Annotated in this window: 22 protein-coding genes and 1 pseudogene; 15 read left to right on the top strand and 8 right to left on the bottom strand. The window is 51.3% G+C overall.

Features of this window, described 5'->3' with window-relative positions; translation table 11 throughout:
- Positions 1-50 precede the first annotated feature (50 nt).
- The 9 genes and pseudogenes from DPRO_RS06635 (at position 51) to DPRO_RS06600 (ending at position 10,340) form a co-directional block, all read left to right on the top strand.
- The gene (locus DPRO_RS06635; RefSeq protein WP_097011341.1) at positions 51-878 is read left to right on the top strand and encodes a TnsA endonuclease C-terminal domain-containing protein; all 828 of its coding nucleotides are present in this window, start codon (positions 51-53) and stop codon (positions 876-878) included.
- A complete protein-coding gene (locus tag DPRO_RS06630) occupies positions 862-2,949 on the top strand; it encodes a Mu transposase C-terminal domain-containing protein (RefSeq protein WP_097011340.1) in 2,088 nt (695 codons plus the stop codon). The genes DPRO_RS06635 and DPRO_RS06630 overlap by 17 nt, the downstream gene beginning before the upstream one ends.
- Complete coding sequence (locus DPRO_RS06625) at positions 2,950-4,614, top strand: AAA family ATPase (RefSeq protein WP_097011339.1); 1,665 nt, start codon at positions 2,950-2,952, stop codon at positions 4,612-4,614.
- A gap of 4 nt (positions 4,615-4,618) precedes the next feature.
- Positions 4,619-5,074, top strand: a pseudogene (locus tag DPRO_RS20720) (TniQ family protein); the annotation flags it as partial.
- A 141-nt stretch (positions 5,075-5,215) separates the two neighbouring features.
- On the top strand, positions 5,216-6,130 hold the full coding sequence (locus DPRO_RS20450) for a TnsD family Tn7-like transposition protein (protein ID WP_232005725.1): 915 nt from the start codon (positions 5,216-5,218) through the stop codon (positions 6,128-6,130).
- Positions 6,127-7,737, top strand: coding sequence for a Tn7-like element transposition protein TnsE (locus DPRO_RS06615; protein ID WP_097011337.1), 1,611 nt, complete (start codon positions 6,127-6,129; stop codon positions 7,735-7,737). Before DPRO_RS20450 ends, DPRO_RS06615 begins: the two co-directional genes overlap by 4 nt.
- Before the next feature lie 61 nt (positions 7,738-7,798).
- Complete coding sequence (locus DPRO_RS06610; protein WP_097011336.1) at positions 7,799-8,311, top strand: HEPN-associated N-terminal domain-containing protein; 513 nt, start codon at positions 7,799-7,801, stop codon at positions 8,309-8,311.
- Between the two features lie 53 nt (positions 8,312-8,364).
- A protein-coding gene (locus DPRO_RS06605) for an IS3 family transposase (RefSeq protein WP_407681397.1) occupies positions 8,365-9,506 on the top strand; the annotation gives its coding sequence in 2 pieces (ribosomal slippage) (positions 8,365-8,617 and positions 8,617-9,506; 1,143 coding nt in all).
- Between the two features lie 132 nt (positions 9,507-9,638).
- Entirely contained in the window at positions 9,639-10,340 is a 702-nt protein-coding gene (locus tag DPRO_RS06600; RefSeq protein WP_157917384.1) for an RES family NAD+ phosphorylase, read from the top strand.
- A gap of 11 nt (positions 10,341-10,351) precedes the next feature.
- Here the strand turns inward: DPRO_RS06600 and DPRO_RS06595 are convergent, their stop codons facing one another.
- From DPRO_RS06595 to DPRO_RS06580, 4 genes are all read right to left on the bottom strand, one after another.
- Entirely contained in the window at positions 10,352-11,161 is an 810-nt protein-coding gene (locus tag DPRO_RS06595) for a phosphoadenosine phosphosulfate reductase family protein (RefSeq protein ID WP_097011333.1), read from the bottom strand.
- A complete protein-coding gene (locus tag DPRO_RS06590) occupies positions 11,154-12,215 on the bottom strand; it encodes a hypothetical protein (protein ID WP_097011332.1) in 1,062 nt (353 codons plus the stop codon). The genes DPRO_RS06595 and DPRO_RS06590 overlap by 8 nt, the downstream gene beginning before the upstream one ends.
- Positions 12,205-13,325, bottom strand: a protein-coding gene (locus DPRO_RS06585; RefSeq protein ID WP_407681385.1) for an IS3 family transposase whose coding sequence is annotated in 2 segments (ribosomal slippage) — positions 12,205-13,047 and positions 13,050-13,325 — 1,119 coding nt in all. Because the reading frame shifts where the segments join, the coding sequence is not laid out codon by codon here. Before DPRO_RS06585 ends, DPRO_RS06590 begins: the two co-directional genes overlap by 11 nt.
- 126 nt (positions 13,326-13,451) lie before the next feature.
- A protein-coding gene (locus tag DPRO_RS06580; RefSeq protein WP_097010279.1) for an IS3 family transposase occupies positions 13,452-14,614 on the bottom strand; the annotation gives its coding sequence in 2 pieces (ribosomal slippage) (positions 13,452-14,339 and positions 14,342-14,614; 1,161 coding nt in all).
- On the opposite strand from DPRO_RS06580, the gene DPRO_RS06575 reads away from it, so the two are divergent.
- A complete protein-coding gene (locus DPRO_RS06575; protein WP_097011331.1) occupies positions 14,613-15,071 on the top strand; it encodes a hypothetical protein in 459 nt (152 codons plus the stop codon). The two genes, DPRO_RS06580 and DPRO_RS06575, sit on opposite strands and share 2 nt — an antisense overlap.
- 60 nt (positions 15,072-15,131) lie before the next feature.
- Positions 15,132-15,404, top strand: a complete 273-nt coding sequence (locus DPRO_RS06570) for a hypothetical protein (RefSeq protein ID WP_097011330.1) — start codon at positions 15,132-15,134, stop codon at positions 15,402-15,404.
- A gap of 134 nt (positions 15,405-15,538) precedes the next feature.
- Here DPRO_RS06570 and DPRO_RS06565 read toward each other — a convergent pair whose 3' ends face one another.
- Positions 15,539-16,861, bottom strand: coding sequence for a sodium:solute symporter family protein (locus DPRO_RS06565; RefSeq protein WP_097011329.1), 1,323 nt, complete (start codon positions 16,859-16,861; stop codon positions 15,539-15,541).
- A 4-nt stretch (positions 16,862-16,865) separates the two neighbouring features.
- Positions 16,866-18,866, bottom strand: coding sequence for an adenosylmethionine--8-amino-7-oxononanoate transaminase (bioA, locus tag DPRO_RS06560; protein ID WP_097011328.1), 2,001 nt, complete (start codon positions 18,864-18,866; stop codon positions 16,866-16,868).
- A 296-nt stretch (positions 18,867-19,162) separates the two neighbouring features.
- Here bioA and xrtA point away from each other — a divergent pair, with 296 nt between their 5' ends.
- From xrtA to DPRO_RS06540, 4 genes are all read left to right on the top strand, one after another.
- The gene (gene xrtA, locus DPRO_RS06555; protein WP_232005724.1) at positions 19,163-20,011 is read left to right on the top strand and encodes an exosortase A; all 849 of its coding nucleotides are present in this window, start codon (positions 19,163-19,165) and stop codon (positions 20,009-20,011) included.
- The gene (locus DPRO_RS06550) at positions 20,001-20,630 is read left to right on the top strand and encodes an exosortase C-terminal domain/associated protein EpsI (RefSeq protein WP_097011327.1); all 630 of its coding nucleotides are present in this window, start codon (positions 20,001-20,003) and stop codon (positions 20,628-20,630) included. Before xrtA ends, DPRO_RS06550 begins: the two co-directional genes overlap by 11 nt.
- Positions 20,631-20,663: 33 nt before the next feature.
- Positions 20,664-21,683, top strand: a complete 1,020-nt coding sequence (gene galE, locus DPRO_RS06545; RefSeq protein WP_097011326.1) for a UDP-glucose 4-epimerase GalE — start codon at positions 20,664-20,666, stop codon at positions 21,681-21,683.
- A gap of 272 nt (positions 21,684-21,955) precedes the next feature.
- Positions 21,956-23,170, top strand: a complete 1,215-nt coding sequence (locus DPRO_RS06540) for an ISL3 family transposase (protein ID WP_097010316.1) — start codon at positions 21,956-21,958, stop codon at positions 23,168-23,170.
- Here DPRO_RS06540 and DPRO_RS06535 read toward each other — a convergent pair.
- Together DPRO_RS06535 and DPRO_RS06530 are read right to left on the bottom strand one after the other, a co-directional pair.
- On the bottom strand, positions 23,130-24,101 hold the full coding sequence (locus DPRO_RS06535) for a fatty acid desaturase (protein ID WP_097011325.1): 972 nt from the start codon (positions 24,099-24,101) through the stop codon (positions 23,130-23,132). The two genes, DPRO_RS06540 and DPRO_RS06535, sit on opposite strands and share 41 nt — an antisense overlap.
- Positions 24,102-24,443: 342 nt before the next feature.
- Positions 24,444-25,346, bottom strand: coding sequence for an ATP-grasp fold amidoligase family protein (locus tag DPRO_RS06530; RefSeq protein WP_097011324.1), 903 nt, complete (start codon positions 25,344-25,346; stop codon positions 24,444-24,446).

The raw sequence follows: 25,346 nt of genomic DNA, 5'->3' as shown, positions 1-25,346 counted from the left end.
ACCGCTTCTGGTATGTTGTTCATAATGAGCAAGCTAGGAGCGGTTTTCTTATGGCCAACAACAAGTATTCTCTGACCGAGCCCAAGATCCGGAAATGGATCAAGGAAGGGCGCGGTGACGGCAGAGGCCGTGACTATAAACCATGGCTGACCGTGCGCGATCTCCCTTCACGGGGACGGTCCCACCGCGTGTTCGGACACAAGTCGCAAAGAACCCACCACCTCTTTTCCGATCTTGAACTGGCGGTCTTCCTCATTCTCGAATGGCAGCCGGATATTGTTGAGATCAGAGAGCAGTTTTCTCTTCAGAGAGAACTGACCCTTGAGATAGCAGCAGAGTGCGGCATCCAGCATCCTGCTGTGGCTGGCGTCGAGCAGGTCATGTCGTCGGACTTTCTGGCGAACTCCACGCACAAAGACCTTCCGAAATTTGCCTTGCAAGCCAAACGTTCCGAGGACCTCATAAAGTCGCGCGTCATGGAAAAGCTTGAGCTTGAACGTCGGTATTGGGAGCACAAGGATGTGCCGTGGTTTTTGATCACGGAGAAAGAAATCCCTGCCATCGTCTTCCAGAACATCAAATGGCTTTACCCGGCACAACGGGACGAAATCGCCGCCGAAGACTTGCCGCAGCTTGTCGATACGTACAGCTATCATTTCGCTGCCAACCCCAAAACAACGCTCACCAACATCGCCAAAAAGATTGATGTTGCCTATGAGCAACCGCCGGGCGAATCCCTGAGGGAAATCAGGCAGCTTCTTGCCCAGCGCATATTCACATTTGATATATTCAAGATTTCCACCAAGCTCACGCCTGCCGATTTGGCTCTTGCGGATTCGTGGGGCACCGAGGAGGATCTTCATGTTCAGAATAAATGAAGTCCTGAAATGTGATGGAGCGTTGTTCAGGGTTTTGTCCCTGCACGGGGAGGAATTAGTGTGGATCGGCGTGGATGATCCCAAAGCATTCCCTTCGATCGTGCTTGTCAGAGATTTGCAGAAAGGCTTTGACGACGGCACCCTTTCGAGGACCGACGACCCGTTCGTGGAACTTGCTTTCAGTACACCGGAGCAAGGTAGCAAAGCCCAGATAAAACGGGACAAGAATTACGATTTGATTCAGGCCATCGTTAACGATCCTTCATATTACGATCCCAAGGTACGCGGTGCCCTGATTGCGGAGACCGTCGAGAAAAAGCACACCTCTTTGCCTCATCTTTACAAGATGATCCGGCGTTACTGGCAACGCGGTCAAATCCCTAATGCCCTGTTGCCGGACTACAGGAATTCCGGGGGAAAGGGGAAAAAACGCAAGGCGACAACCAAAAAGCTCGGAAGACCTCGTAAACACATGCCCGGAGTCGGCGCCGTGGTTGACGAACAGACGGAGCGGTTGTTCCGGATTGCGATCAACAAATATCTGCTGAAGGACAAAGGGAGCAGCTTCCCCTACGCACACCGCAGATTTATTGATCTTTATGAAAACCATTTTCCCGGCACACCCGAATCGGAAATTCCGACCAACTGGCAGATGCTGCATTTTTACAAGCGTGAATACGGAACGGTCGAAAAGCTGAAAAAGCGGACAAGCCGCATCGAGTACGACAAGGATGTCAGGCCAATTTCTTCTACGGCCAACGTGGACGCCCTCGGACCTGGCTCAAGATATGAGATTGATGCGACCATAGCCGACATCTATCTGGTCTCGGACAGCGACAGGCGCAATATCGTCGGACGGCCGGTCGTCTACTTCGTCATCGACGTATTCAGCCGCATGGTCACCGGCCTCTATGTCGGGTTCGAAAATGCTTCCTACCCCGCAGCACTCCAAGCACTCGTTATGTCCATGACCGACAAGGTTCAGTTCTGCAAAGAATACGGCTTTGAGATCACGGAAGAAGATTGGCCCGCTGTCGGTTTGCCGGACGCCATACTGGCCGACAGAGGAGAACTGTTGGGCCATCAGATTGAATCGTTGGAAGCATGCTTTTCGGTCAGGATCGAAAACACTCCTCCATATAGAGGTGACGCCAAAGGTATTGTCGAACGGAATTTCCGGACAATCCAGTCCGAGTTCAAGCCATTCGCGCCAGGCGTTGTCGAGAAGACTCTCGTGAAGAAGCACGGAGGACGAGACTACCGACTGGACGCCAAGCTTACTGTGCGGGCTTTCAAGGAAATCATTCTTTCCTCCGTGTTGGTGCATAACCAGTACGACGTGTTGGAAAAATATGATCGCGATTCGGACATGCCGGCAGATTTGGTAATGACCCCGCTTTCGTTATGGAATTGGGGTATCCAAAATCGTACAGGACGGCTGAGGACTGCTTCCGAGGAGGCTATTCGTATCAGTCTCATGCCGCGAACAAAAGCCACTGTATCCGAGCTGGGAGTATCCGTGTTTGGAGTTCACTACACTTCCAGGGAAATCGTTGAACGAGGCTGGCTCCATAGGGGTAAAGGGGTGCGCAGGCCGGTCGGGCTGCAAGCGGCATACGATCCGTCTTCAGCCGACACCATCTACTTGTTCCCGTCGCAAAACAGCGGCGAATACTGGCAATGCAATCTGGCGCAACGCTCACGGGAGTTTGCCGGAGCCTCCTTCTGGGATGTCTGGCAGATCAAGGATAAGCAGAAAAAGGTCACTGCCCAAAGTCGATTGGAAATGGAAACGCAAAAGCGGAAGCACGAACGCTTTATCGCAGGTAAAATCAAAGAAGCCGAGGAGCGGGCTCCTGATACCGAGGGCATGAGCAAAGCCAAGAGAATCGGCAGCATTCGCGGCAATAAGGAGCAGGAGAAGCGACGGGAGCGGAGCCCTTTGATCAGTAAGCCCGCGCAACCTGACACATCCACAGGAGCCAAGGTGACGCCTTTGAATGGTAATGAGGTTGAAAGCGGCGAGTACCCCGACTTCATTGAAGAACTTTTCGGCGACGAGGAGAACTAAATGGCACTCCCTCCCAACATGGTAAAAGCGGTGTACCGGGAATCGGCTATCGTCCAGTATCGAGGCAATCCTTTTATCGAGGCCTTGCCGTCGACTCTTTCCGTGAAGCAGGTCAAGGCAGGCCTGACCGGTTCCGTCCACTACGATCTTAAAGACATTTTTGCCGAGGGGCGTGACCGGGCGCACATGATTGCCTCGTTGCTCGATGATTTTTTCCAACCGCTCGCTTCTCACGTACTGCTGGAAGAAAAGCTCTCGATAATGATCAGGAAGGGATACGTCGGAAGAAACCTTGAAGACGGCTCACTCAATACCCATATGCAAAATGGCTATGAGCGCATCATGACCGGCGACCTGGACGTCTTTCGTTTTCATCAGGTCAAATCAACCGCTTCGAGCTCGTTGCTGATTGGCTGTTCCGGAAGCGGAAAGAGCACGTCATTGGACAGAATCCTTTCAACGTATCCACAAGTTATTTTCCATGAAGACCATAATTTTACCCAAGTCGTTCATCTCAAGGTGGATTGCCCCCACGACGGTTCCCTGAAGAGTTTGTGCATCCATTTTTTCAGGGCCTTGGACCGTGTTCTGCATACGGATTACGAGACCAAGTACGTCAAGAAACGGCATGGGATCGAAACGCTTTTGGCCCAAATGAGCCAGGTGGCAAACGCTCATGCCATCGGCGTGCTCGTCATAGACGAAATTCAGCACCTTAGCCGCAAGCGGTCGGGCGGTGTCGACAAAATGCTCAATTTCTTTGTTACGCTGGTGAACACCATTGGCTTACCCGTAGTATTCGTGGGAACGCCCAAGGCGAGGCCGATTTTTGAAGAGGATCTGCGTTCCGGCCGACGTGGTGCCGGCTTCGGTTCTCTTCTATGGGAACCGATGAAGCCTCCAACTCAGATTATAGATTCAGCAACGGGTACGAGTAGGATAACTGAATGGAAAGCCTTCACGGACAAACTATGGACCTACCAATGGCTCCAGAAACGGGATGAGGTCCTGATGGATGATATTCGCGACTGTTGGTTCGACTTGTCCCAGGGGGTTCTGGATATTGTCGTCAAACTGTTTGTCCTGGCCCAACTTAGGGCAATTGTGACGGGTGTAGAGCGGATTACGATCAACATTCTGAACAAAGTGTATGAAGACGAATTGAAGCCGGTACACCCGATGCTGGCAGCCCTTCGGTCCGGTGATCCTGAACGGATTGCGGAATTTTCGGATTTGATGATCCCCGACATCGACACCAAGCTGCTCAAGCTTACGGCCGCTATAAAGCCACCATGGTCATCAGCCGCCACCTCTGATCCATACCAAGGGAACTCCCAAGCCCTAAGGCTTCACAGCTTGCTGATAAGCATGGACTTTGAGAGCGAAGCAATCGTTCCGCTTGTGAGACGCGTTGTCGAAGAACATCCGGAGCTCGCCACAAAGGATTTGGTATCAATAGCGTTGAAGTGGTATGAATCAGATGAAAAGCCTCATTCGAAGAAAAGACCGAAAACCAAGTCTGTCCCTCAAAAAGACTGGCATACGTTGGAATCAGACGATTTGCGGTTCATGTACTCCCAAGCTGACAAGAAATCTCTCCATGCGCATTTGAGCAAGAACTCAGTAATATTCAATTTGGAGGACTGGCTGAACAAAGCAGGGTAGTGGTATGCTTAATTTTCCCGTGCCGTATCCGGACGAATTGCTTTATAGCACTGTAGCACGGGCGGGCGTTCGTTTTGGCATCACAAGTCCCAAGCAACTCCTGGATGCAGTCTTTAGCGACAGAAGGGTCGTAGCCACGATTGATCTGCCGTCCCATGTAGAGGCCATTTCTAAACAGTACCCGGATTCATTAGGTCTTGCCGCTGAAGACCTGATATACAAGCATACCCTCTTTCCGCTTTACGCTCCCTTCATACCGGAAACGAGGAGACTTGTAGCCCTAGACTGGATGACACACCGAGCCAAAGGGGCGGTCCATGTGGCCTTGGGGGTTACGACATCTCGAATTCGTCAGCCGGAGTATCTCCGGGTGTGCCCTCAATGCTTAGAAGAACAACTCTCAGAACATGGTGAGCTATACTGGTTACGTCAGTGGCAGGTTCCGGGCTGCAGCCATTGTCTTATGCACGGCGAACTGTACAGCACGCAGTACAAATTGCACAATTACCACAGGCATGCCTATGTAGCCCTAACTCCGACCATGTTGTGCTTGCCATCCAACTCAAACAGTTCTCCCAATGGGAAACGTATAGAGAGGCGAGTGAAAGAACTTCTCGATCTGCCGCCTGCGCGATCGCCCAGCCTTGAGCAATGGAGCCTCTTTTACGCACTAACCGCTCATGCAGCCGAAATCACCAGAAAAAGCAAAGTCAGCTACGATCTCCTCAAGCATAAAGTCCTCTCTTCCTGGACACCCCAAAGTCTTGCCCAATTGGGTATTCCCGTCACCGACAACAAATCCAACTGGTTACGCCTTTTCATGCGAAAGCACAGGAAGTCACACAGCTTCTTGCAGCACATAGTAGTCTTGGAAACACTGCTGGGGGCGGAGTGGAATTTTGAAGATGTGATTTCTCAAGCCCGAAAGCAAATCGCCCCAAAACATCCGGTGGCCTATTCCCCATCGGGGAACATTTCGCAATCTGTTTTGTATGCCAAACGCAAGGCATGGCTTGAGATGGTTAAAGGGCAAGGGGCCAGGAAATCACGAAAATCAGGAGGTGACGCAATTTACACTTGGCTTTACAGAAATGACCGTAACTGGCTAAATGACGTCAACAACAAATATAGAAGGACAACTCGTTCGAAAAGCCAACGAGTTGATTGGCATGAACGAGACAGGTTGGTTCTTGAGAGCCTCAAGGCGGTAAAACGAGAGCATTCTCATAAATTGGACGGCCCACGCAGGAGCATAAATTGGTACCTGACCCAATCCGAGTGTCGGCATCTTTCGCGCAAGTTAGGTAAGCTGCCCCTTTCGGCTGCATTCTTGGAACTATTCAGCGAAGATGTAGGTAGCTACCAGGTAAGGAGGGTTATCCGAACCATAATAGACCATGACTCACCTTCAGGAGAAATATCCTATTGGGAATTGCTACGGTTGTCCGGTCTGAGCGAACAGAGAATGTATGACCTAACCAGACAATTCTTGTACTACCTCGGATGGTCGAAATGAATGAATATCAATTCAAAAAATTTGATGACGATGTGAAAATTTTGGGGATTGGATCGTTGTTCAGATGGCATTCCGGCAGCAAATGGAACGTCAATCTTCAACTCGCTCCTTCTCAACGTAAAAGCTACCTGAGTTTCTCTAATGCCCCCATTCTCGCAAGAAGGCGCATAATTAACCCAACCACAGAATTCTCGAAGCCGGGGTACAACCAACGGATCAAGATCACAGATACGCGAAAGTGGCTCGTCAAAAGAATCGGAGAATGTCCGATCGCAGGGTTCCAAAGGAGGCTGGAAGCAGGCCAGTTCTGTTTTGTTTTCGAAAACTATGACGGCAGGACAATATTCCTCCCGCAATTCGAGTTGGCTCGGACCCTGTTTTTTCATGGCAAGTATCTCTCCCGGACGGCAATTGAATCGGAGTGTTTGAGAAGCGAGTTCGACGTTTTCGTGGACCATGTACAGAATTGCGCGACCATTCGAGTTATGCCTTCTGCCGGCTATGCCGTGTCCCACTTGAATGAACCGAAATCCCAAAACTACCTTTCCTGGGTCCTGTTGGATGCTGATGCTCGTAAATCCTATGAAAGCATATGCAAGTTTCAACGATTTAACGGGAAGAATGCGCCAAAATATCGAAAATGGACCTTTCAGTTCGAACCGCCGCCCCTGGAAAATGTCTTTCTACAAGCCCGTGGGCAATTTGTTAAAGAAGTGAACTGTTTTTTTGCCTGGGAGATTGATGCGATCAGAGGCGTCCCAAATGCGATGCCGGAAGAAATATATATCGAGCATCCGAAATTTGAGCACTCCATTCCTGGAAGCGGGCAAGTAGTTCATCCTGCCGGTAATGCAGAGCATTCTCCGCTGATCATCCATGACGACATTGCCGCTAACGCTGACACCACCGCAATACAGATGGAGGGCGACAGTGTTGCCGTCGTGTTCAAGAAGCCATTTCATGTAAATCGGGTAGCCTCCAAGGACAGAAAGGGAGCTACCTCAACTCAGGGCGACGAAAGTGGAAACAAAGTAGTTTCGGTCAGCACGGAAGAAGGCGTTGCTGATCACGGCCTGCCTGCGGCAGACTGGAACACCTTGAACGACGAAACGGATTACAGCCGGTTTTTCGAAAATAAATTTGAGTGCTTCCTAGACATGGCCCGAGTCCTTATCGGAACGTATGGGTGCGTCTTTGTCGAAAAAATGATTGTCCCGCTTCCCAAAGTGGGGAGGTGTAAGAAACACCTACTCTCAACAACTGGCGAAGCGAGAAGCATTGCAATGATTGGCCTGAGAACTGGAGGCAGGATTGTGCATCTGCTTGAAGTAGACACTTCAGACGCCGATAAGGCTATTTCCACCCGAGTCCTCGTTGTAAAGGACTTGATGGGATGGAAAGCCAACTTTGAGGTTTTGAAACGAGAACTCATCCAAGATTCCCTCAACTGGCCAAAGAAGCTACTCAACGATCTGTGCGGGAAGGAACGCCATTGTGGCGTCAACCATCCTCAGACTCCCAAGGGGGGGAGAGGTGTCCTTGATCCTGAATCTATCGCAGGCTGGTCTGCGAGGGTTTATGGATGGATGCAGCGATTGAAGTTATGAAGACCATAAAATTGTGCATTAACTCGCGCGTACTTTTTAGCTAATTTTTGTGGAGTCGGTCATGGGTGGAATGAAGAGATGGATGGAAGAGGTTGAAAGTAGAGGATATGGCGATGTCCCGGAGAAAAATGTTTGCAAGGACTGCATACACGAAGAGGCTGTAAAAAGGTTTGTTTCAGACAACGCTGTTAGTAATGTCTGTGACTATTGCGGAAAAGAGGGTTCTTCTCCTATAGCGGCTTCTCTCGAAGATGTTGTAGGTCTCGTTGTCGAAAGCATTAGAGCGGAATGGAATAGCCCTGAAGGCTCAGGGACGCCCTATGAGTCGAAAGAAGGTGGATGGATCATTGATCCTCACACAACAGAGGAGGTACTGTTTGAAGAGGAATTTGAGGCTGAGAGCGAGGTCTTTTCGGATATTGTTGGCGTGATTAATCAGGATTGTTGGTTGAAGGACTTTGCAAATCCAAACCCAGAGGTTGAAATACAATACTATTGGGATTGCTTTTGTCGAGAGGTAAAGCATAAATCTCGTTATGTTTTTTTTAAATTACCCTGTAAAGTCCCCGTATAATAGGTCCATTGCAAAGTAGAGACTTCTGGCCCAAACTGAGCCAGGAGTTTCTTATGCGCAAATCAAGATTCAGTGAGTATCAGATCGTCAAGATCCTGAAGTCCGTAGAAGGCGGTAGGACCGTCAAGGACGTATGCCGTGAGCACGGCATCAGCAATGCCACCTATTACAAATGGAAGTCGAAATACGGCGGCATGGAAGCATCCGATATCCAGCGGATGAAAGACCTTGAGGCTGAGAACCGCAAGCTCAAGCAGATGTTTGCCGACCTCAGCCTTGAAAACACCGCTCTTAAGGATATCATCGAAAAAAAGCTCTGAGGCCAGTTGAACGCAAGCAGCTCGTTTCGCACATGGTCAACGAACACGAGATGAGCATTCGCAAGGCATGCGCGGCTTTGAAGGTTAGCCGAAGTTACTACGCCTACAAGCCGCACCCTCGTGATGACAGCGAAGTGGTTGCAGCGTTGATCGAACTGGCCGAGAAAAAGCCGACATGGGGTTTCAGCAAGCTCTTCGCTGTCCTTCGAAAACAGGGCAAGCTCTGGAATCATAAACGGGTATGGCGAGTGTATTGCTTGCTGAAGATGAACCTGAAGCGCAAGTCAAAGAAGCGCCGTCCGAAAGGACCAAGAATTGCGGTGGCACAACCGTTGTCGGCAAACCATTGCTGGTCGATCGACTTCATGCGCGACACGCTATACAGCGGACGAGCGTTCAGGACTTTCAACGCTGTTGATGATTACAACCGTGAAGTGCTGGCTGTTGAAATCGACACCAATCTTCCGGCGGGACGAGTGACCAGAGTTCTAGATCGTGTCGCAGAGGAGCGTAATTGCTATCCTGAAAGGATCAGGATGGATAACGGGCCGGAGTTTGTCAGTTCGGCCATGGCTGTATGGGCTGAAGAGCATGGCGTTGAACTGGACTTGATCCAACCGGGCAAGCCAACGCAAAACTCCTACGTAGAGCGATTCAACAGGACATATAGAGAGGAGGTTTTGGACTTGTATATCTTCAACAGCTTGAGTGAAGTCCGCCGTTGTACTGAAGAATTTATCCGGGAGTACAATGAGGAACGGCCTCATGAATCTCTCGGCAACATGACGCCAATTGAATTTGCTGCCCAGAGGGCAGGGGGTACCCCCTGCCCTCTGGGCAACCTCGAAAAAACGGCTGGAAGTTTCTACTCCTAGGTGGTCCTAAGATGGGGGACTTTACAACCCCAAAGGGATCCATATGGTTACGGAACGCAAGACGCTACCTCCTCATGCGACATTCTGGAGTCTGTAGCCGAGTATTGCTTCGATTTAGGACTGCTCAAAACAATGAAAGCTGGCGAAATAGTGTTTCGGGCAAGAGTGCATGACAAAGATACCTTTGCGTCTGTTAAGGAGCTCGGCCCTCCTCCCGTTGAATTTGCTAAGTTTGCTAATCGGATGAGTCCGGCAGGTGTTGTGATGTTTTACGCAGCGGGCGATGTGCAAACTGCAATTGTTGAGGCTGCTTCTGGGAATAAGTCTAAGGGGATCGCCTCTGTTGGCGAATTTGGACTTTTGAAAGACGCGACAATTCTAGATCTCACAGATGGATTTGAGGTCCCGAGCATTTTTGACCATGAGAGTAGGGATAATCGTGTAGCCGCTATTTTTATGAAAGGTTTTTTGTCCGAGTTTCGTCGGCCTATCGAAAAGGATGGCCGGGAACATGTTGAGTATGTCCCAACACAGATAATGACTGAATATTTTAAGTACTTATTTGAAAAAGACGGCCGGCGGGTTTTTGGAATAAAATACCAAAGTGCACAGAATAACAGCGGTGTCTCATATGTGTTTTTTGCCGATCAAGAGTACTTTGTAGCTGGCCAGTTAGACACCAACACCTCGCTCGAAAAGAAGTTTTTTTCCTTTAATAAATCTAGCGTGAAAACTGCCCCTGTTAATAAGAATGCGAGCGGCGGAATAAGTGTTGGCGATATAATCTTGCTACTTGCCGTTGGCTATGGTGCAAAGAAGTTGCTCTTTAAGTAGTCTAACGAATTTTATACGCCGCAAATAAGGCAACCTTCACGCTCAGGCTCTTCGTGTTGGCCTAGTCCCCCGAGGACTTGAGCAAGAGGTTGATTCGCGGCGTTTTTTTTCTTTAATAGTTGCTTTTTTTCCCAGTTCTTTACAATTTGCTTCATGCGAGCTGGCTTCTCTAGTTGCGCCAATGATTCATTTTTATTCCAATAAAACGGGTTCCCATTTTTGTTGTTCGCATATTCGTAGGCCTTTGCCTGTTCAAATAGGTCTGGGTGCTTTTCTTTAAGTCGTACCCATTCGATTTTTTGCTGGTAGAAACAAAAAAAACAGCCAGATCTAGAACGTCCCCACTCGGTATAACCAGGTAAACCCAAACCGGATTCTTCTAGGATATTGATAATGTCAGCCTTAACAAGACCATCCTCTTTAAAGGGATGAACGGCTGTAATATTGGGTTTGGGGCTAATATATCCATCGCGGCGTTCATCCGCACGTAATCCAACATAATTAATGACGATGTCATCGCCAACATAGTCTTCAAATGGCCGAATTTTGAGCATCTTGGTACACCACCGACGATGGTTGGATGGGATCATCCCGCCAAAGACTTTAAGCCATTTGTCGAAGCTACGTTCAGAGGTGGTGTAGGTTATCTTTTTTCCCAGAATGGCCTCTAGCTTATATAGATACTCATACGTTTCGGGCAGTTCTTTATCAGTGTCATGAAAGATGTATTCCATTTCAGGAATCTTATCTCGCAAGTATACAGCTAATGCAGCACTATCTTTGCCACCGGATAGGCTTAGAATGTGACGGACGTTAATCATTGTTTTTGATTAGCAATACAAACATGTGATTGCCGTTTATGCTTTTAGGTTCAAATTCGTTGTAGCAAACGGTTGTTACGAGCTCATCGATTTTATCGCCAGAAGCTTTGAATGATGTGTTAAAAAAATACTTATGTAAATTTTTAAAATTATCACTGACAGATTCGTATAAATCCATTCGCTGTTTATACCATTTTGGCTTATCTTCAGTCTTGTAAATTTCTATAGCGGTTTGAACTAGTTCATTAGCGTGGTTTGCCATAGCCGCACTAATATCCAAGATATTAGGAAATGCAATATTTAAGTCGTACCTATCCATCTTTTTCCCTGACGTTACAGAGCTTCCTGAAATAGGTTTTGGTAATCTCGATTTTACAAAAAGATGTGAGCCTATCTTTTCGCGATGGTACAATTCAAGAGACACGGTTCTGTATATTGGAGGTGTCTTGTGGGAGCCTATCCTAAATATTTGTTCCGATACTGATTTTTGAAGATTCAACGCATGCTTCGTCTTTAGCCTAAACTTCCTTTGACAGTTGCACTTATTCGCCCAGTCGGAGACTTCACTATAAGGCATTGAAAAGGTGAGATTTTCATTCAGAAAAACACTATAATCTTCATTGTCAATATTTATAAAACCAAGAGGGCTTTGCGGTACTCCCTGATACAATTTCAGATCTCCAGGAACAAAAAGAATAGGCAAGTCATCTTTTCTTTTTCTTCCTGTTTGGGAATTGAACGCAAGGTCGCATTCAGCGTTACATATTACATAAACATTTTTATTTTCTTTAACAAAGATATCACCGGTTTGAAGTTGGTATTCATCTGGATTTGCAGATTCATCATTATATAAATCAGCCTGATAATATGTGCGCCTCCCCCCATCCTTTGGACCACTGATCGGTCTTTTTAAGGTGGAGCCCGGCGTCCGAGTTTGTGCCTCCGAGGAGGCGGGTCGCCATAGCCGTTGTGGAGCGTAGCCCGTCCCCGTAGGGGCGGCCCGAAGGGCCGAGGGCGGAGCGGAGCAACGGCTACGAGCCAAGTCAATGAACATTCAAGTTGCCCCTGTATACGTCAGCGGGAGTTCTTTTGTCCAACGACGAATGACCGCGCTCCTCGTTGTAGTACCGAAAATAGCGCGTAAGCCCATGGTATAGCTCGATCCCATCACAGTACGCCCTGGGGTAAATATCCTCATATTTCACCGTCCACCACAGCCGCTCAATGAAGACGTTGTCGATTGCGCGACCTTTGCCGTCCATGCTGATTGCAATTCCCTTGCTCTGCAGAACTCCGGTAAATTCACGACTCGTGAACTGCGCTCCCTGGTCCGTGTTGAACACCTCCGGCGTAGAGATGCGCAAAGCCTTGTTGAGCGCATCCACGCAGAAAGAACTATCCATCGAGTTCGATAGCTCCCAAGCCAGCACGAAGCGGCTCCACCAGTCTATCACTGCCACCAGGTACAGAAAGCCGCGCTGCATGGGGATGTAGGTGATATCAGCGCTCCAGACTTGATTTTTTCGTTCAATGGCAACTCCTTTCAGCAGATAAGGAAACACGGGATGCTCCGGGTTGGGGACACTCGTATGCGGCCCTGGAGTAATGGCCTGCAAGCCCATCATCTGCATCAGTCGCTCAACCCGCTTGTGGTTGACCTGATGCCCTTGTGTCCTCAGCCAATCTGTCATGCGCGGCGAGCCGTAATCAGGCTGACGCAGGTACTGCTCGTCGATCAGACGCATCAGGGCCAAATTTTCATCGGATTCGGCTACAGGCTTGTAGTAAAATCCCGAACGGGAAATGCCTGCCAACTTGCATTGCCGCCGGATGGAATACTCCCGATCTGGTTTGATCCACTGGCGGCGCACCTCAAGCGGCAGGCTTACAACTTTTTTTCAAGCCACTTGATGTCCATCTTGAGCCGACCGATCTCCTCAAATAACGGTGCGGTTATCTCCTCCTGGCTTTTGGCTTTCTTGCCACTGGAAAAGATGTCATCGACATTCTCAAGGAGCTGCCGCTTCCACGTGGAAATCTGATTGGGGTGCACTTTGTACTCCGCAGCCAGTTGCGCAAGCGTCTTCACGCCACGAATCGCCTCAAGTGCGACCTTGGCCTTAAACTTGTCCGAATGTTTCCGTCTTTTGCTGCTCTTTGTCATGCGTCCTTCCTTATCGGTTTAAGGACGCTGACTCCACCTTAACCGGTGGTCCGAATTTCGGGGGAAAGCGCAGCCTCGGTTCTTCGGACCACTGAGCGACGATTTTAAGGTGGACACGTTTACGAGCTACGCCGCTCTTTCGTTCCAGGCCAGAGGGGGTACCCCCTCTGGCCTGGAACGGTTCTGATATATCTCCATCGGCTTCTTGCCGTCAAAAGCAAAATGCGGACGTCGATTGTTGTAGAAATCGAACCACCAAGCCAAGGCTTGCCGCAGTTCGCTTCCGGTTCCCATCTCACGCAGGTAAGCACATTCATATTTCAACGAACGCCACAGACGCTCGATCATCACATTATCCATCCATCGGCCTCGACCGTCCATGGAGATACGAATTCCAGCCTCTCTGAGCGTCCGTGTGAACTCGTAGCTGGTGAACTGTGATCCCTGGTCGGTGTTGAAGATTTCCGGCACCCCATAACGATTCAGGGCTTCTTCCAAGGCAGACACGCAGAAATCAGCATCCATCGTGTTTGAGAGCCTCCACGACAGGACGGCCCGACTGTGCCAGTCCATGACCGCCACAAGGTATAAGAAGCCGCGTGTCATGGGGATATACGTGATGTCGGCACACCAAACCTGATTGGGCTTCGTAATCGCCTTGTGCCGCAGCAAATACGGATACGTCTTATGTTGCGGATGCGGATGGCTTGTCTTTGGCTTTTGGTAAATCGCCATCAGGCCCATTTTACGCATCAGACGTCGTACCCGTTCACGACCGACCCTTTGCCCTTCGTCTCGTAGGGTATTACGCATCTGTCTGGAACCGAAAAACGGCAGCTCCATAAACAACTCATCGATTCGGCGCATAAGGGCCAGGTTGGCCGGAGATTCGCCGATCGGTTCGTAGTAGTACGTCGATCGGTACAGCTTGAGAATTCGGCATTGCCGCCGGATACTGAGCTCGGGGTGAGTCTTGTCGACCACCTCTCGCCTTCGCTCACAGCTCAAATTTTGGCGAAGGCTTGTTGCAAAAAATCCTTCTCCACCGTGAGCTGGCCAATCTTGGCGTGAAGCTCCTTGATCTGGGCCCCGTTATCCTGACGGCCGACGGCCTTGCCTGAAAAGGACGCCACGATCCCTTCCTTGGCCTGCTTCTTCCACTGGGAAACCTGATTGGGGTGTACGCCGTACTTGCTGGCGAGTTCCGACAGGGTGTGTTCCCCGGACAGGGCATCCAGGGCGACTCGGGCTTTGAATTCCGCGCTGAAACGTTTTCTCGTCTTGGACATGAATTGCCTCCTTCGGGCAGTTTATGTCCACCTTATCGAGTGGTCCAGTTTTCCGAGGCCACTTCTCCCCAATGATACTTATGGGGTTCAAACCCTAAAAGAGCTTCCATGGCTCGCGGCTGAATTGTCCCGAGGTGCTAAGGAGCAGTGGCCTGCTTTTTTGCCAGGGCAGTATGAGCTTAAAGGTCGCTTAGAGCCTGTATTGATATCATTTCGGGATATTAAAAATGTCCAGTCTATTGTAAGGGTTACTCCTTCCAATGTCTTTGATGTTGTTGGGGAAAAAATTGTTGTTGAGAGTATTTGGGTAGAAATGACCCATGATCAGTACAAAAGCTTTGGTATAGAAAAGAGCTTGCCTTGGCCTATTTCAGATTTTTCAAATCCATCCAGTCCATCTAGGAAGGCCTTTTATGGGATAGGGCTGCCTGCTGTGTCTAATCCATTTAAGCATTGATATTGAGAGCCTGAATGTCACCCCTGAAAGCGGTTTCTCAGTAGAGGAGTGGTATCCAACATGTTGCGTGTCGTTTTTTCACGAATCCCAACCTCGTTGTTGAACGTGGCCTGCCTGGGGTTGTTCTACCTGCTGGGAGGCGAACTTTCCCCAATGTCGGTCATACTATTGTTGGCTTTGGCACTTTTGGCAGATCTTTTGCTTTTTTACCACGTTTCTCGCTCTCAAAAAAAAGCTCCTGTAAACCTACCCGGCTCTTCATCAAGCGAAAAAGATGAAGCCAAGAGTGCTTTGAGGACCAAGCAACAGGCAACCAAAAGGAGCCTCCTGTGAAAAGCGCCTCCCTTTAATATTGTGTTATTTTAAAGCACACAAGCAAGCTGGCTTCGTTCGCCATCGGCCTCGCAACAGAAGTGGGGCCGCTTTGTTGGACCACTGAAAGCATTGTGGGTTGTTACTAAGTAGAATTATGACTGCGTTGCCAGTCGCGGCTTGAACAGGGCGGCCAGTGAGAGGGTGAGGGAGAAACCGATGCCTGCGTAGCTGTAGATTTTCAAGCCCGTGGATGCGGCGATGATGCCGCAGATGCCGCCGCATACGATGGCTGCTAGCATGATGCGGTCATCGAGGATTCGTTTGCCGTAGGCGAGAATGGCAACCGTCATGGGGGCAACCACGCCGCATACATAGATATCGTTGGCCGCGAGCAGCAGAGAGAGGATGGAGCCGCCGGAGTGGGCGATGTACACCGCTCCCAGTCCGAGGCAGATCATCAGCAGGCGACAACGGCCCACGCTGGTGCCGCCGATGATATCGTGTTCAAAAACCGTGGCAGCGGTGATGAGGCAGGAATCCGCCGACGAAATGATGGTCGAGAGCAGCGCGAAAAGCAGCACCAAACCGGCCCATTCCGGCATGACCGACGGTACCACCTGTGTGAGGATGGATTCCCCGTTGGTTCCGGCCGGAGCCAGCCCGCGGGCGTACAGACCGATGCAGACGATGACCACGGCTGACAGGGCGATGAGCGCCACCGAAAGCAGTGCGCCCTGCTTGGCCTTTTGCTCGTCACGCGCCGAGAACAGTCGCCCGAACAGCATGGGGCAGACCACGTAACTACCGCCGATGATGATCATGAAATAGGACCATTTCGAGAGCGTGAAATCGCTGTTGACGAACTCCACGGGGATGTCCGACAGGGAAACGGTCGAGGCGCTGCCGGTGTAATAGAGCGCCATGAGCAGACCGGCGGCCACCATGCCGTACTGGACCGCGTCACTTTTCAAAATGGAGTTCTGTCCGCCGAGCAGAGTGTAGGCGATGATGAACAGGGCGCAGGCGGCCAGTGCCGTGGAGTACTCCATGCCTGACAGGGATACGGTCACCTTGGCCGCTGCCACATACTGGGCCGCCAGAATGGCTGTCCATGCCGGGATGATGATCAGGGCCATGGTCTTGCGTGCTGCCGGGGAAATGAACTTCTCTGCCATGTCCGGCAGGGTGAAGACGTTGCTGCGTCGCACCTTGCGTGCCAGAACCGTACTGAGAACCAGCAGCCCCACCGCACCGGAACCGAGCCACCAGAAAGCCGGGGTGCCTGACGTGAAAGCCAGCCCTGTCATGCCGATGGTCGCCGATGCACCCACGCAGGACGCCACAATGGAAATCCCCACAACCCCGGCGCCGTAACGACGACCTGCCACCACGAATTCTTCAAAATCCTTCCGTTTGATGTACTCATAGATGCCGATGAGCAGGAACAGGCCGCAATAGATCAGGAGCAGGGTCATTGGGTTATCCTCTGGTATGGATTTGTTGGCGGACAGCCTCGAATACCACTTCTCCGATGGTGTCCACTTCTTCTTTTGAAATGATGTAGGGCGGCATGGCGTAGATGAGCTTGCCGAAGGGACGCAGCCATATGCCGTTTGCAATGAAAAATTCCTGCAGCGCCGGAACATCCACAGGGCATTCCATCTCGACAACACCGATGGCACCGAGCGTGCGGACATCCTTGACGTCAGGGAGTTCGCGGCAGGGGGCGAGAGCGTTCGACAGCCATTGCTCGATATCGGCTGTTCGCGCTTGCCAGTCGGATCGTGACAGTAGATCGAGGCTGGCGTTCGCAACGGCGCAGGCCAGTGGGTTGCCCATGAAGGTCGGGCCATGCATGAGCACGCCGCCGTCAGCGGAGATGGTTCGGGCCACCTTTGCCGTGGCGAGGGTGGCGGCCAGGGTCATCATGCCGCCGGACAACGCCTTGCCCACGCACATGATATCCGGGGTGATGTCTGCCCAATCGCAGGCGAACATCTTGCCTGTGCGCCCGAAACCGGTGGCGATTTCATCCAGGATCAGAAGCACGCCGTGTTCATCCGCCAGCGCCCGAAGTCCGGCCAGATATTCGGGATGATAAAACCACATCCCCCCGGCTCCCTGAACAATGGGCTCGACAATGATCGCCGCGATTTCATGACTGTGCTTCTTGAGCAGGTCGGTAGCTTCATTCAATGGGGCCGGATCATAGGGTGTATCGAAACGACAAGTGGGGCGCGGGGCGAAAATCTGTTTGGGCAACAGGTTGGCGAACAAATGATGCATGCCGCCATCCGGGTCACAGACAGACATGGCGCCACAGGTGTCGCCGTGGTACCCGCCGCGAACCGTGAAGAGCTTTGTCCTCTCCTTCTGGCCGCTTGCCTGCATGTATTGCATGGCGAGCTTGATGGCGACCTCCACGCTTACGGATCCGGAGTCAGCCAGAAAAACGTGCTCCAGCCCTGCCGGGGTCATGTCCACAAGCTTGCGCCCGAGATCAATGGCCGGATCATGGGTCAGGCCGCCGAACATCACGTGGCTCATGCGTCCGCACTGGGTGCGAAGGGCCTGCTCAAGGACCGGGTTGCCGTATCCGTGAATGGCGCACCACCACGAGGCCATGCCGTCGATCAACTCGGTGCCGTCATCCAGAACAATGGTGGTGCCCCGGGTTGTCGAGGCCCTGACCGTGGGCAGGGGATTGGTGGCCGAAGTATAAGGATGCCACAGGTGAGCCTTGTCAAAATCCATGGCCGTATCCTGCGGTTCTTCCGTGGAAAGCAGACGGACGGCCTCGCGCAGGGCCTTGATGAGAACCGTATCCCTTTGCTCTGGGTCGGCGGTGTATGGGATGTCGGCCAGAATGGCTACGTCGCCGTGGCGGGCGATGGTCGTCACATTGTCGGCGCGGAGGGCTTCGTCTTCGCTTGAGGGCGGTGTGGTGTTGTTGACAATGACACCGGCTACCTCAAGGCCGCGGTTACGGATGGCATCAATGGTCATCAGCGTGTGGTTGATCATGCCGAGCTTGTTGTCGGCCACGATGATCACCGGCAGGTCGAGCCGGCGCATGAGTTCGAGCGTGGTGTGCTGATCATCAAGAGGAACAGCCACGCCACCGGCGCCTTCCACCAATACCGCGTCGTAGGCCTCAGCCATCTGTCGGGTCCTACGGGTCAATTCGTCGATGCAGATCTGCTCGCCGGAGATCGCCGCCGCCCGATGCGGCGAGCAGGCGTCCTTGTACTTCTTGATACAGGCGTCCGGGTATCCTTCAGGAAAATGGGGGGCATTCAGCCGCGCATATTCGGCTTCGTCCTCGGCGATCAGGGTACCGCTGCGATCAATGCATCCCGTCTGAACCGGCTTGATTGCCAGGGATTTATGTCCACCGTCGCACAGCCTGAACAACAGGCCCGAGGTGACAACCGTCTTGCCGACACCTGTGTCGGTGCCTGTGATGAAGAATCCTTTCATGTGAGTGTGTGGTCGCTTGATAGATGGTTAGAGGTTCAGCAACGTATAAGGAATGGGGCTGGATGACAAGTCGCCCTGTTTAAAACAAGGATTTCAGGGTGGCTGCCCGGTCCACTCGGAGGTCGGACAAGCAGTGCTGAAAACTGAATATTCAACAAGTTGACACCCATATTATCTTGTAACCAATTTTTATATACGGTATAGGTAATAGTTACGGATCTCTTACATTACGAGTTCATGCTTCGCACGCGTCGCCAGAATTCCATCGAGAATAATCGCATTCCCCCGGAGGACGAGTGACTGTTTTACAATGGTTTGAAAAGAACAAATGGAACGTAGCCGTCTTCTTTGGTGTCGTGGGGTTGGTCTATTTCGACATCATCAAGTATATGGTCGAGATATGGTCCATTGATGACAACTATTCCCACGGATTTCTGGTGCCGCTGGTCTCCGGGTTCTTTTTCTGGAACGCCCGCGAAGAGATTGCCCGCACTCTTGCCAAGCCAGCCGGATGGGGACTTCTCGTTGTCCTGCTCGGTGTGATCCAGCTTGTTCTGGGCGGCCTTGCCTCCGAATACTTCACCCAGCGCACGTCCATGGTCGTTGTTTTGGCCGGTGCGGTCATCTATTCGGTTGGTTGGGAGGCGTTCAAGGCCATGCGGCTGTCGATCCTGTATCTGCTGCTCATGGTGCCGATCCCGGCGATCATATACGATTCCATGACCATGCCGCTCAAGCTGCTGGTGACCAAGGTTTCTGTTAAGGGACTGCTGGTGCTCGGGTACCCCGTGATGCGTGAGGGCAACATCATTGTTCTGCCCAATGTTACGCTCGAAGTGGCGGACGCGTGCAGCGGCCTGCGCTCGCTCATGTCGCTCATCGCGCTCAGCGTGGCCTTTGCCTACATCAGCCAGAAGAAGACATGGAAGAAGTGGCTGCTCATCTTTTCCGCCTTGCCCGTGGCTGTCTTCACCAACATACTGCGCGTCTTCTTTACCGGGATACTTGCCAAGCATTACGGACGGGCGGCAGCCGAAGGTTTCTTCCATGAATTTGCCGGATTCATGGTCTTTTTCGTGGCCATGGTGCTGATGGCCATTCTCGGTGCAATCCTGAAGATCGGGGAGAAGCGTCATGAATTCTAGAATCCTCATTGTCTGCGTTCTCCTGATTGCGGCAGGGGCATATGTTCACTTCGTCAAGCCGCAGCCCGTGTTTCTCGAAAAGCCGTTGCGTCAGTTTCCTCTTGTCGTTGGTGACTGGACCATGAGTCGGTCCGATACGTTTTCGCAAGAGATACTGGACGTCCTGCGTCCCACTGACTACATGTCACGAAACTATGTCGATTCAAATGGGCAGGTTGTGAGCCTCTACATGGGCTACCACGGCGGGCGTCAGGGCGACGGCGGCATTCATTCGCCCCGTAACTGTCTGCCCGGTGCCGGTTGGTATCTCGACTCGACCGAGGCTATCACTGTTCAGGCCGGAGAGAAGGGGACCATTGATATCGTCAATACGGTCATGAGCAAGGGGCCGACCACGCTTTCTTTTTATTATTGGTTCCAGGTACGCGGGAATGTGTTGAACGATGAATATTCCCTTAAGCTGGCCGAGGTCTGGAATACCCTGTCAGCCCAGCGCAAGGACGCCGCTTTCATCCGTATTTCCATGCCCGTGGAATCGAGAGATAATGGTCGGACTGATGCCATGGACCGTTTTGTTAACGATTTTTACCCTGTCATTCACGAGTACTTGCCGCACTAGGGTCGAGTGCCTGATTATACGGAGGATATAGCAATGAAAATACGAAAAGTGCTGGTCGCCGGTGGCGCCGGATATATAGGTACCCACACCTGTGTGGAGTTGCTCGCCGAAGGTTTTGAAGTCGTCTGTGCGGACAATTTCAACAACAGTTCGCCAACAGCCATGGATCGCGTGGAGCAGATCACCGGCGTGAAAATACCCACGCACGAAGTCGATTTTTGCGATCTCACTCAGGTGGAAGAACTGTTTGCCAAGGAAGAGATCGACGCGGCCATTCATTTCGCCGGTCACAAGGCAGTGGGCGAATCCGTTGAAATGCCGCTCATGTACTATGAAAACAACCTGCTGAGCATGATCAACCTGTGCAAAGTGATGGGGCGGACTGGTCGAAAGAACGTTGTGTTCAGTTCTTCGGCCACGGTGTATGGCTTCTCGGACAAGCTGCCTCTAGATGAGGATACCCCAACCTCGGCCTATAATCCGTACGGGCGTACCAAGTTATATATCGAGGAGATTCTCAAGGACCTCCACCATGCTGAAAACGACTGGAATGTTTCCATCCTGCGGTACTTCAATCCGGTCGGTGCACACCCATCCGGGCTGATTGGTGAGAATCCGGCAGGGATACCCAACAACCTCATGCCGTACATCGCACAGGTTGCTGTTGGGCGGCTCGAAAAACTCCGGGTGTTCGGCAATGACTACGATACCCCGGACGGAACCGGTGTTCGCGACTTCATTCATGTGGTGGATCTTGCCAAGGGGCATGTCGCAGCGCTGAGAAAGCTGGAAGAGGAGCCGGGCTATATTGTACACAATATCGGCACAGGCAATGGGTGTTCCGTGCTGGAGATGATCAAGGCGTTTGAAGAGATCAACGGCGTTTCAGTGCCGTATGAAATCGTGGCGCGCCGTCCCGGTGATGTTGGCACCAACTACGCCTCCACTGACAAGGCCGAAAAGGAACTGGGCTGGAAGGCACAGTTCGGCCTTGAAGAGATGGTCCGCGATACCTGGAACTGGCAATCCAAGAACCCTAACGGGTACGAATAATCGGTTTTTCATAAACAACCAAATGGCGCTCCCTGTAGAGGGGGCGCCATTTTTTCAGGTCTTGTGATCAACAACAACTTGTTGGAGCGGAAAATCAAGCATGCAAGGAAGTAAAACCAACAAGCTTCAACTGGTCCTCATCCCATAATTTCAGTTTCATTGATCGAAGGCTTTTTTTCGGTTCATCCGGCTAAAGCGTACTTTTGACAAAATGAAAGGACATGGCGTCCAACCGTTGGAAGCATCACCAACCAGCGGGAGGAGTAATCACCATGTCCACGAGTTTCATCTACCACGCGTTCGGCCTGCGAGGCTACGACTACGTTCGGCAGGATTTCATCGCAGGCAACATCATCCTGAAAGTGCAGCCCAAGGATGACTTGATTCGTTGTCCTTGCTGCCATTCCAGAAACATCATTCGCCACGGCTTTGCCGAAAGATGGGTTCAGACTGTGCCCATCGGTTTCAAGCCCGTCTGGCTGGTCATTCCCGTCCAACGGGTAGGATGTCGCAATTGCGGCGTCATTCGTTTGATCGACATTCAGATCGCCGAGTCCAGGCGCTGGTATACGAAAGCCTTTGAGCGATATGCTCTCGCCTTGGCAAAAAAGATGACGATTCAGGATGTTGCCGATCTGCTGGGCGTCGGTTGGGACACCATCAAATCAATCTTCAAGCGCTATCTGTTTCGCCGTTTCTCAAGTCCCAGCCTGGGAAAGATCAAGTATATCGCCATCGACGAAATCAGCGTCCGTAAAGGGCAAAAGTACCTCACGCTGGTCATGGACCTCGAAAGTGGCGCAGTCGTCTTTGTTGGTGAAGGACGAAGTCGAGAAACGCTTACCCCGTTTTGGGAACGTCTCAAGAAGACAAAAGCCAAGATTGCGGCTGTGGCGACGGACATGAACGCAGGCTACATCAGCGCTGTCATGGAGAACTTGCCGAATGCGGCTATCGTGTTTGACCGGTTTCATGTGGTCAAGCTGATGAACGAGAAAATCACGCAGATCCGCCGCCAGCTCTTTCGGGAACTCACCTCGCCACTTGAAAGGAAAGCGGTCAAAGGAACTCGATGGATTCTTCTGAAAAACCCCGAAAATCTGGATGAAAGCCGTGATGAAAAGGAGCGCTTGGATGAAGCGTTGCGGCTGAACAAACCTCTGGCGACAGCCTACTATCTGAAAGAGGATTTGCGGCAACTCTGGTCCCAGCCGAACAAGGCGACGGCAGAGAAAGTCATCAACGACTGGATCGCCAGAGCCGAAGCCTCGGAGATACGCCCTTTGCAGATCATGGCGAGGACGCTTGCCTCGTATCGTTTCGGCATTCTTGCCTATTACGACCATCCCATCTCATCAGGCCCAATCGAGGGAACCAACAACAAGATCAAGACGCTGAAACGACAAGCCTACGGATATCGGGATACCGAGTTCTTCAAGCTCAGGATCATGGGAATTCACGAAGCGAAGTACGCTTTAGCCGGATGAACCTTTTTTTCAATGTTAAAGGGTTGTCTTTGTGCATCTGGGGGATCGTGTCATAGCATGTTTGCAGTTTGTAGTTGGGGATTCTCGGCAAGACGTGGTGGATGTGATGATAGCCGATATTTCCGGTGAACCATTGGAGCACCTTGGGGAGTTGGTAATAGGAACTGCCGTCCATGGCCGCTCTTGCAGGGTCCCATTCCTCCTTGTGTGCCCAGTACACGCCGTCAAACTGATGCTGCACATAGAATAACCATACGCCGAACGCCCCGGCGATTAACATTATCGGGACCTGAATCATCAGGTATGTCTTCAATCCGATTGTCAGAGTGGCCAGAACAGCAATCAGCACGATGACCACATTGGTGACCATGGCGCTGAACCGCTCGTTTTTCCCTTCCCAGCTATACAGGAACCGCTGTGTGATCAAAAAAGAATATCCCGGACCAATTCCCAAGAAGACAAGGGGATTACGGTAAAGGCGATAGGCCAGTTGTTTGGCTGGAGAGAGTGCACGGTACTCGTTGACGGTCAGCGTCCACATGTCGCCTACTCCCCGTTTATCCAGATTCGCATAGGTGCCATGATGGACTAGGTGGTTGCGTTGCCAGTAGCTGAATGGTGTGAAGGTCAGAAACCCCGAGATGTAGCCCAGTATGGTATTGGCCCTGCGTGACGCGAAGAACGAACCATGCGTGCAGTCATGGAATATGATGAATATTCGAACCAGAAAAAGAGCTGCCAAAATGAGAATCGGGATAACTGCGAAAAAAGAGACTTCGTTCTTCAACAGATAGATGAGTAGTCCCCACAGAGCCAGATAGGGGAGAAATGTGTTCCCGATCTGCCAGAGAGCACGATTACGATCCGGTGTGGCGTAAGGTTTTAATGGGGTCCGTAAGGCCTCAATGGAAATATTGGTTGAATGACTCACCTCTTCCTCCTCGCCGCTCCTGAAAACAAGGGCGCAAATCTGACACTAGTCGAATTATAGAGAATTTGAGCCCCTGTATCAAGAGGGTGGAGGAAATATGGACAGAGCGTTTGGCCCGGCAGGATGTATCTTTCAGTATTCCAATGCTTCGGAAGACAATACATGGATAACGATGCCCTTGCCCGGTGATTCCCGCTCAGGAACTGGCAATCGAGGTGGAACAGTATCGCTTGATGATTAAGCTGAACTGTAGTTTGTCAGTGAAACTCAAGCGCTTGGTGAATGAAAAGGACATCAGCAAAGGCCATGCTGCGGGCTCTGTGCCGTAACGACTCTCTGCGTCTAGATGAGGTCCTTGTTGTCAGCCACGGCCAGATAGTTGTCCGTCAGCCATTTATCCCAGTATTCCGAGCTGTTTTGCGAGCAGGCATTGCCGTGAAAGAAGGTCATTTCCCCGAAGTAGATGCGCCCGTCGAAATTGTAGAGGTCGATACGGATGTACTTGAACGGAGCCGCCAGCTTTTCGGCGATCTCGACCATGGTTTCATAGTTTGCCGGACGCTCGATTTCACCGGGGTAGAACTCCAGCCCGAGGGTATAGTCCTGCTTCTCCCATTCACGGGAATAGTGGCACCGCTTGTGGCCGGAGAATCGCTCCATGTCCACGGTGACTGATTTGATGACACCACCGAAACATTGGAATTTGTAGTCTTTGAGATCCACATCGGGCGTGTTGATTCTGTCTTCGATGTACAGTTTGGGCGTGATGCCGCGATAGGTCGGCTCGCCTCCGAATCGAAAATAATCGCGTTCAAACCACTCCTCAGATGCTGTGAGCTTGTCCTTTGTAAAGTCATCACGGCTGTCGAGGAAAATGACCTGCCCCTGGGCGTGATTGCTTTTGAGCACGCACGGGTAGGTGAGAGTCTCCGGGTCAATCTCGGTCCAGTGATCATACACACCTTGAATGGGAACGATATATTCCTCCCCAACGGTCTCGGCCACGAAATCACGCACACGCAACTTGTCGGCATAGAGCGACAAATCCATATCCCACAGGTCGATTTTGCGCCGGTAGATCACATCATTGAAAGTCTTGAATCGCTGGGACGGAAAGCGCTTATTGGCTAACAGGAAAAAAGCGATGCCGCGAAGCTTGGTGTTGTACTTCCCGAGAATGAACAGCACCTTGAACGCTATGACGAAAACGATGTTCGGGATTCTGCTTTCCTTGAGAATGCGCAT

The sequence above is a fragment of the Pseudodesulfovibrio profundus genome (assembly GCF_900217235.1).
Lineage (GTDB): Bacteria > Desulfobacterota > Desulfovibrionia > Desulfovibrionales > Desulfovibrionaceae > Pseudodesulfovibrio > Pseudodesulfovibrio profundus.
Note: the sequence above shows the minus strand (reverse complement) of the source record. Positions and strands in the feature narration are given on the sequence as shown.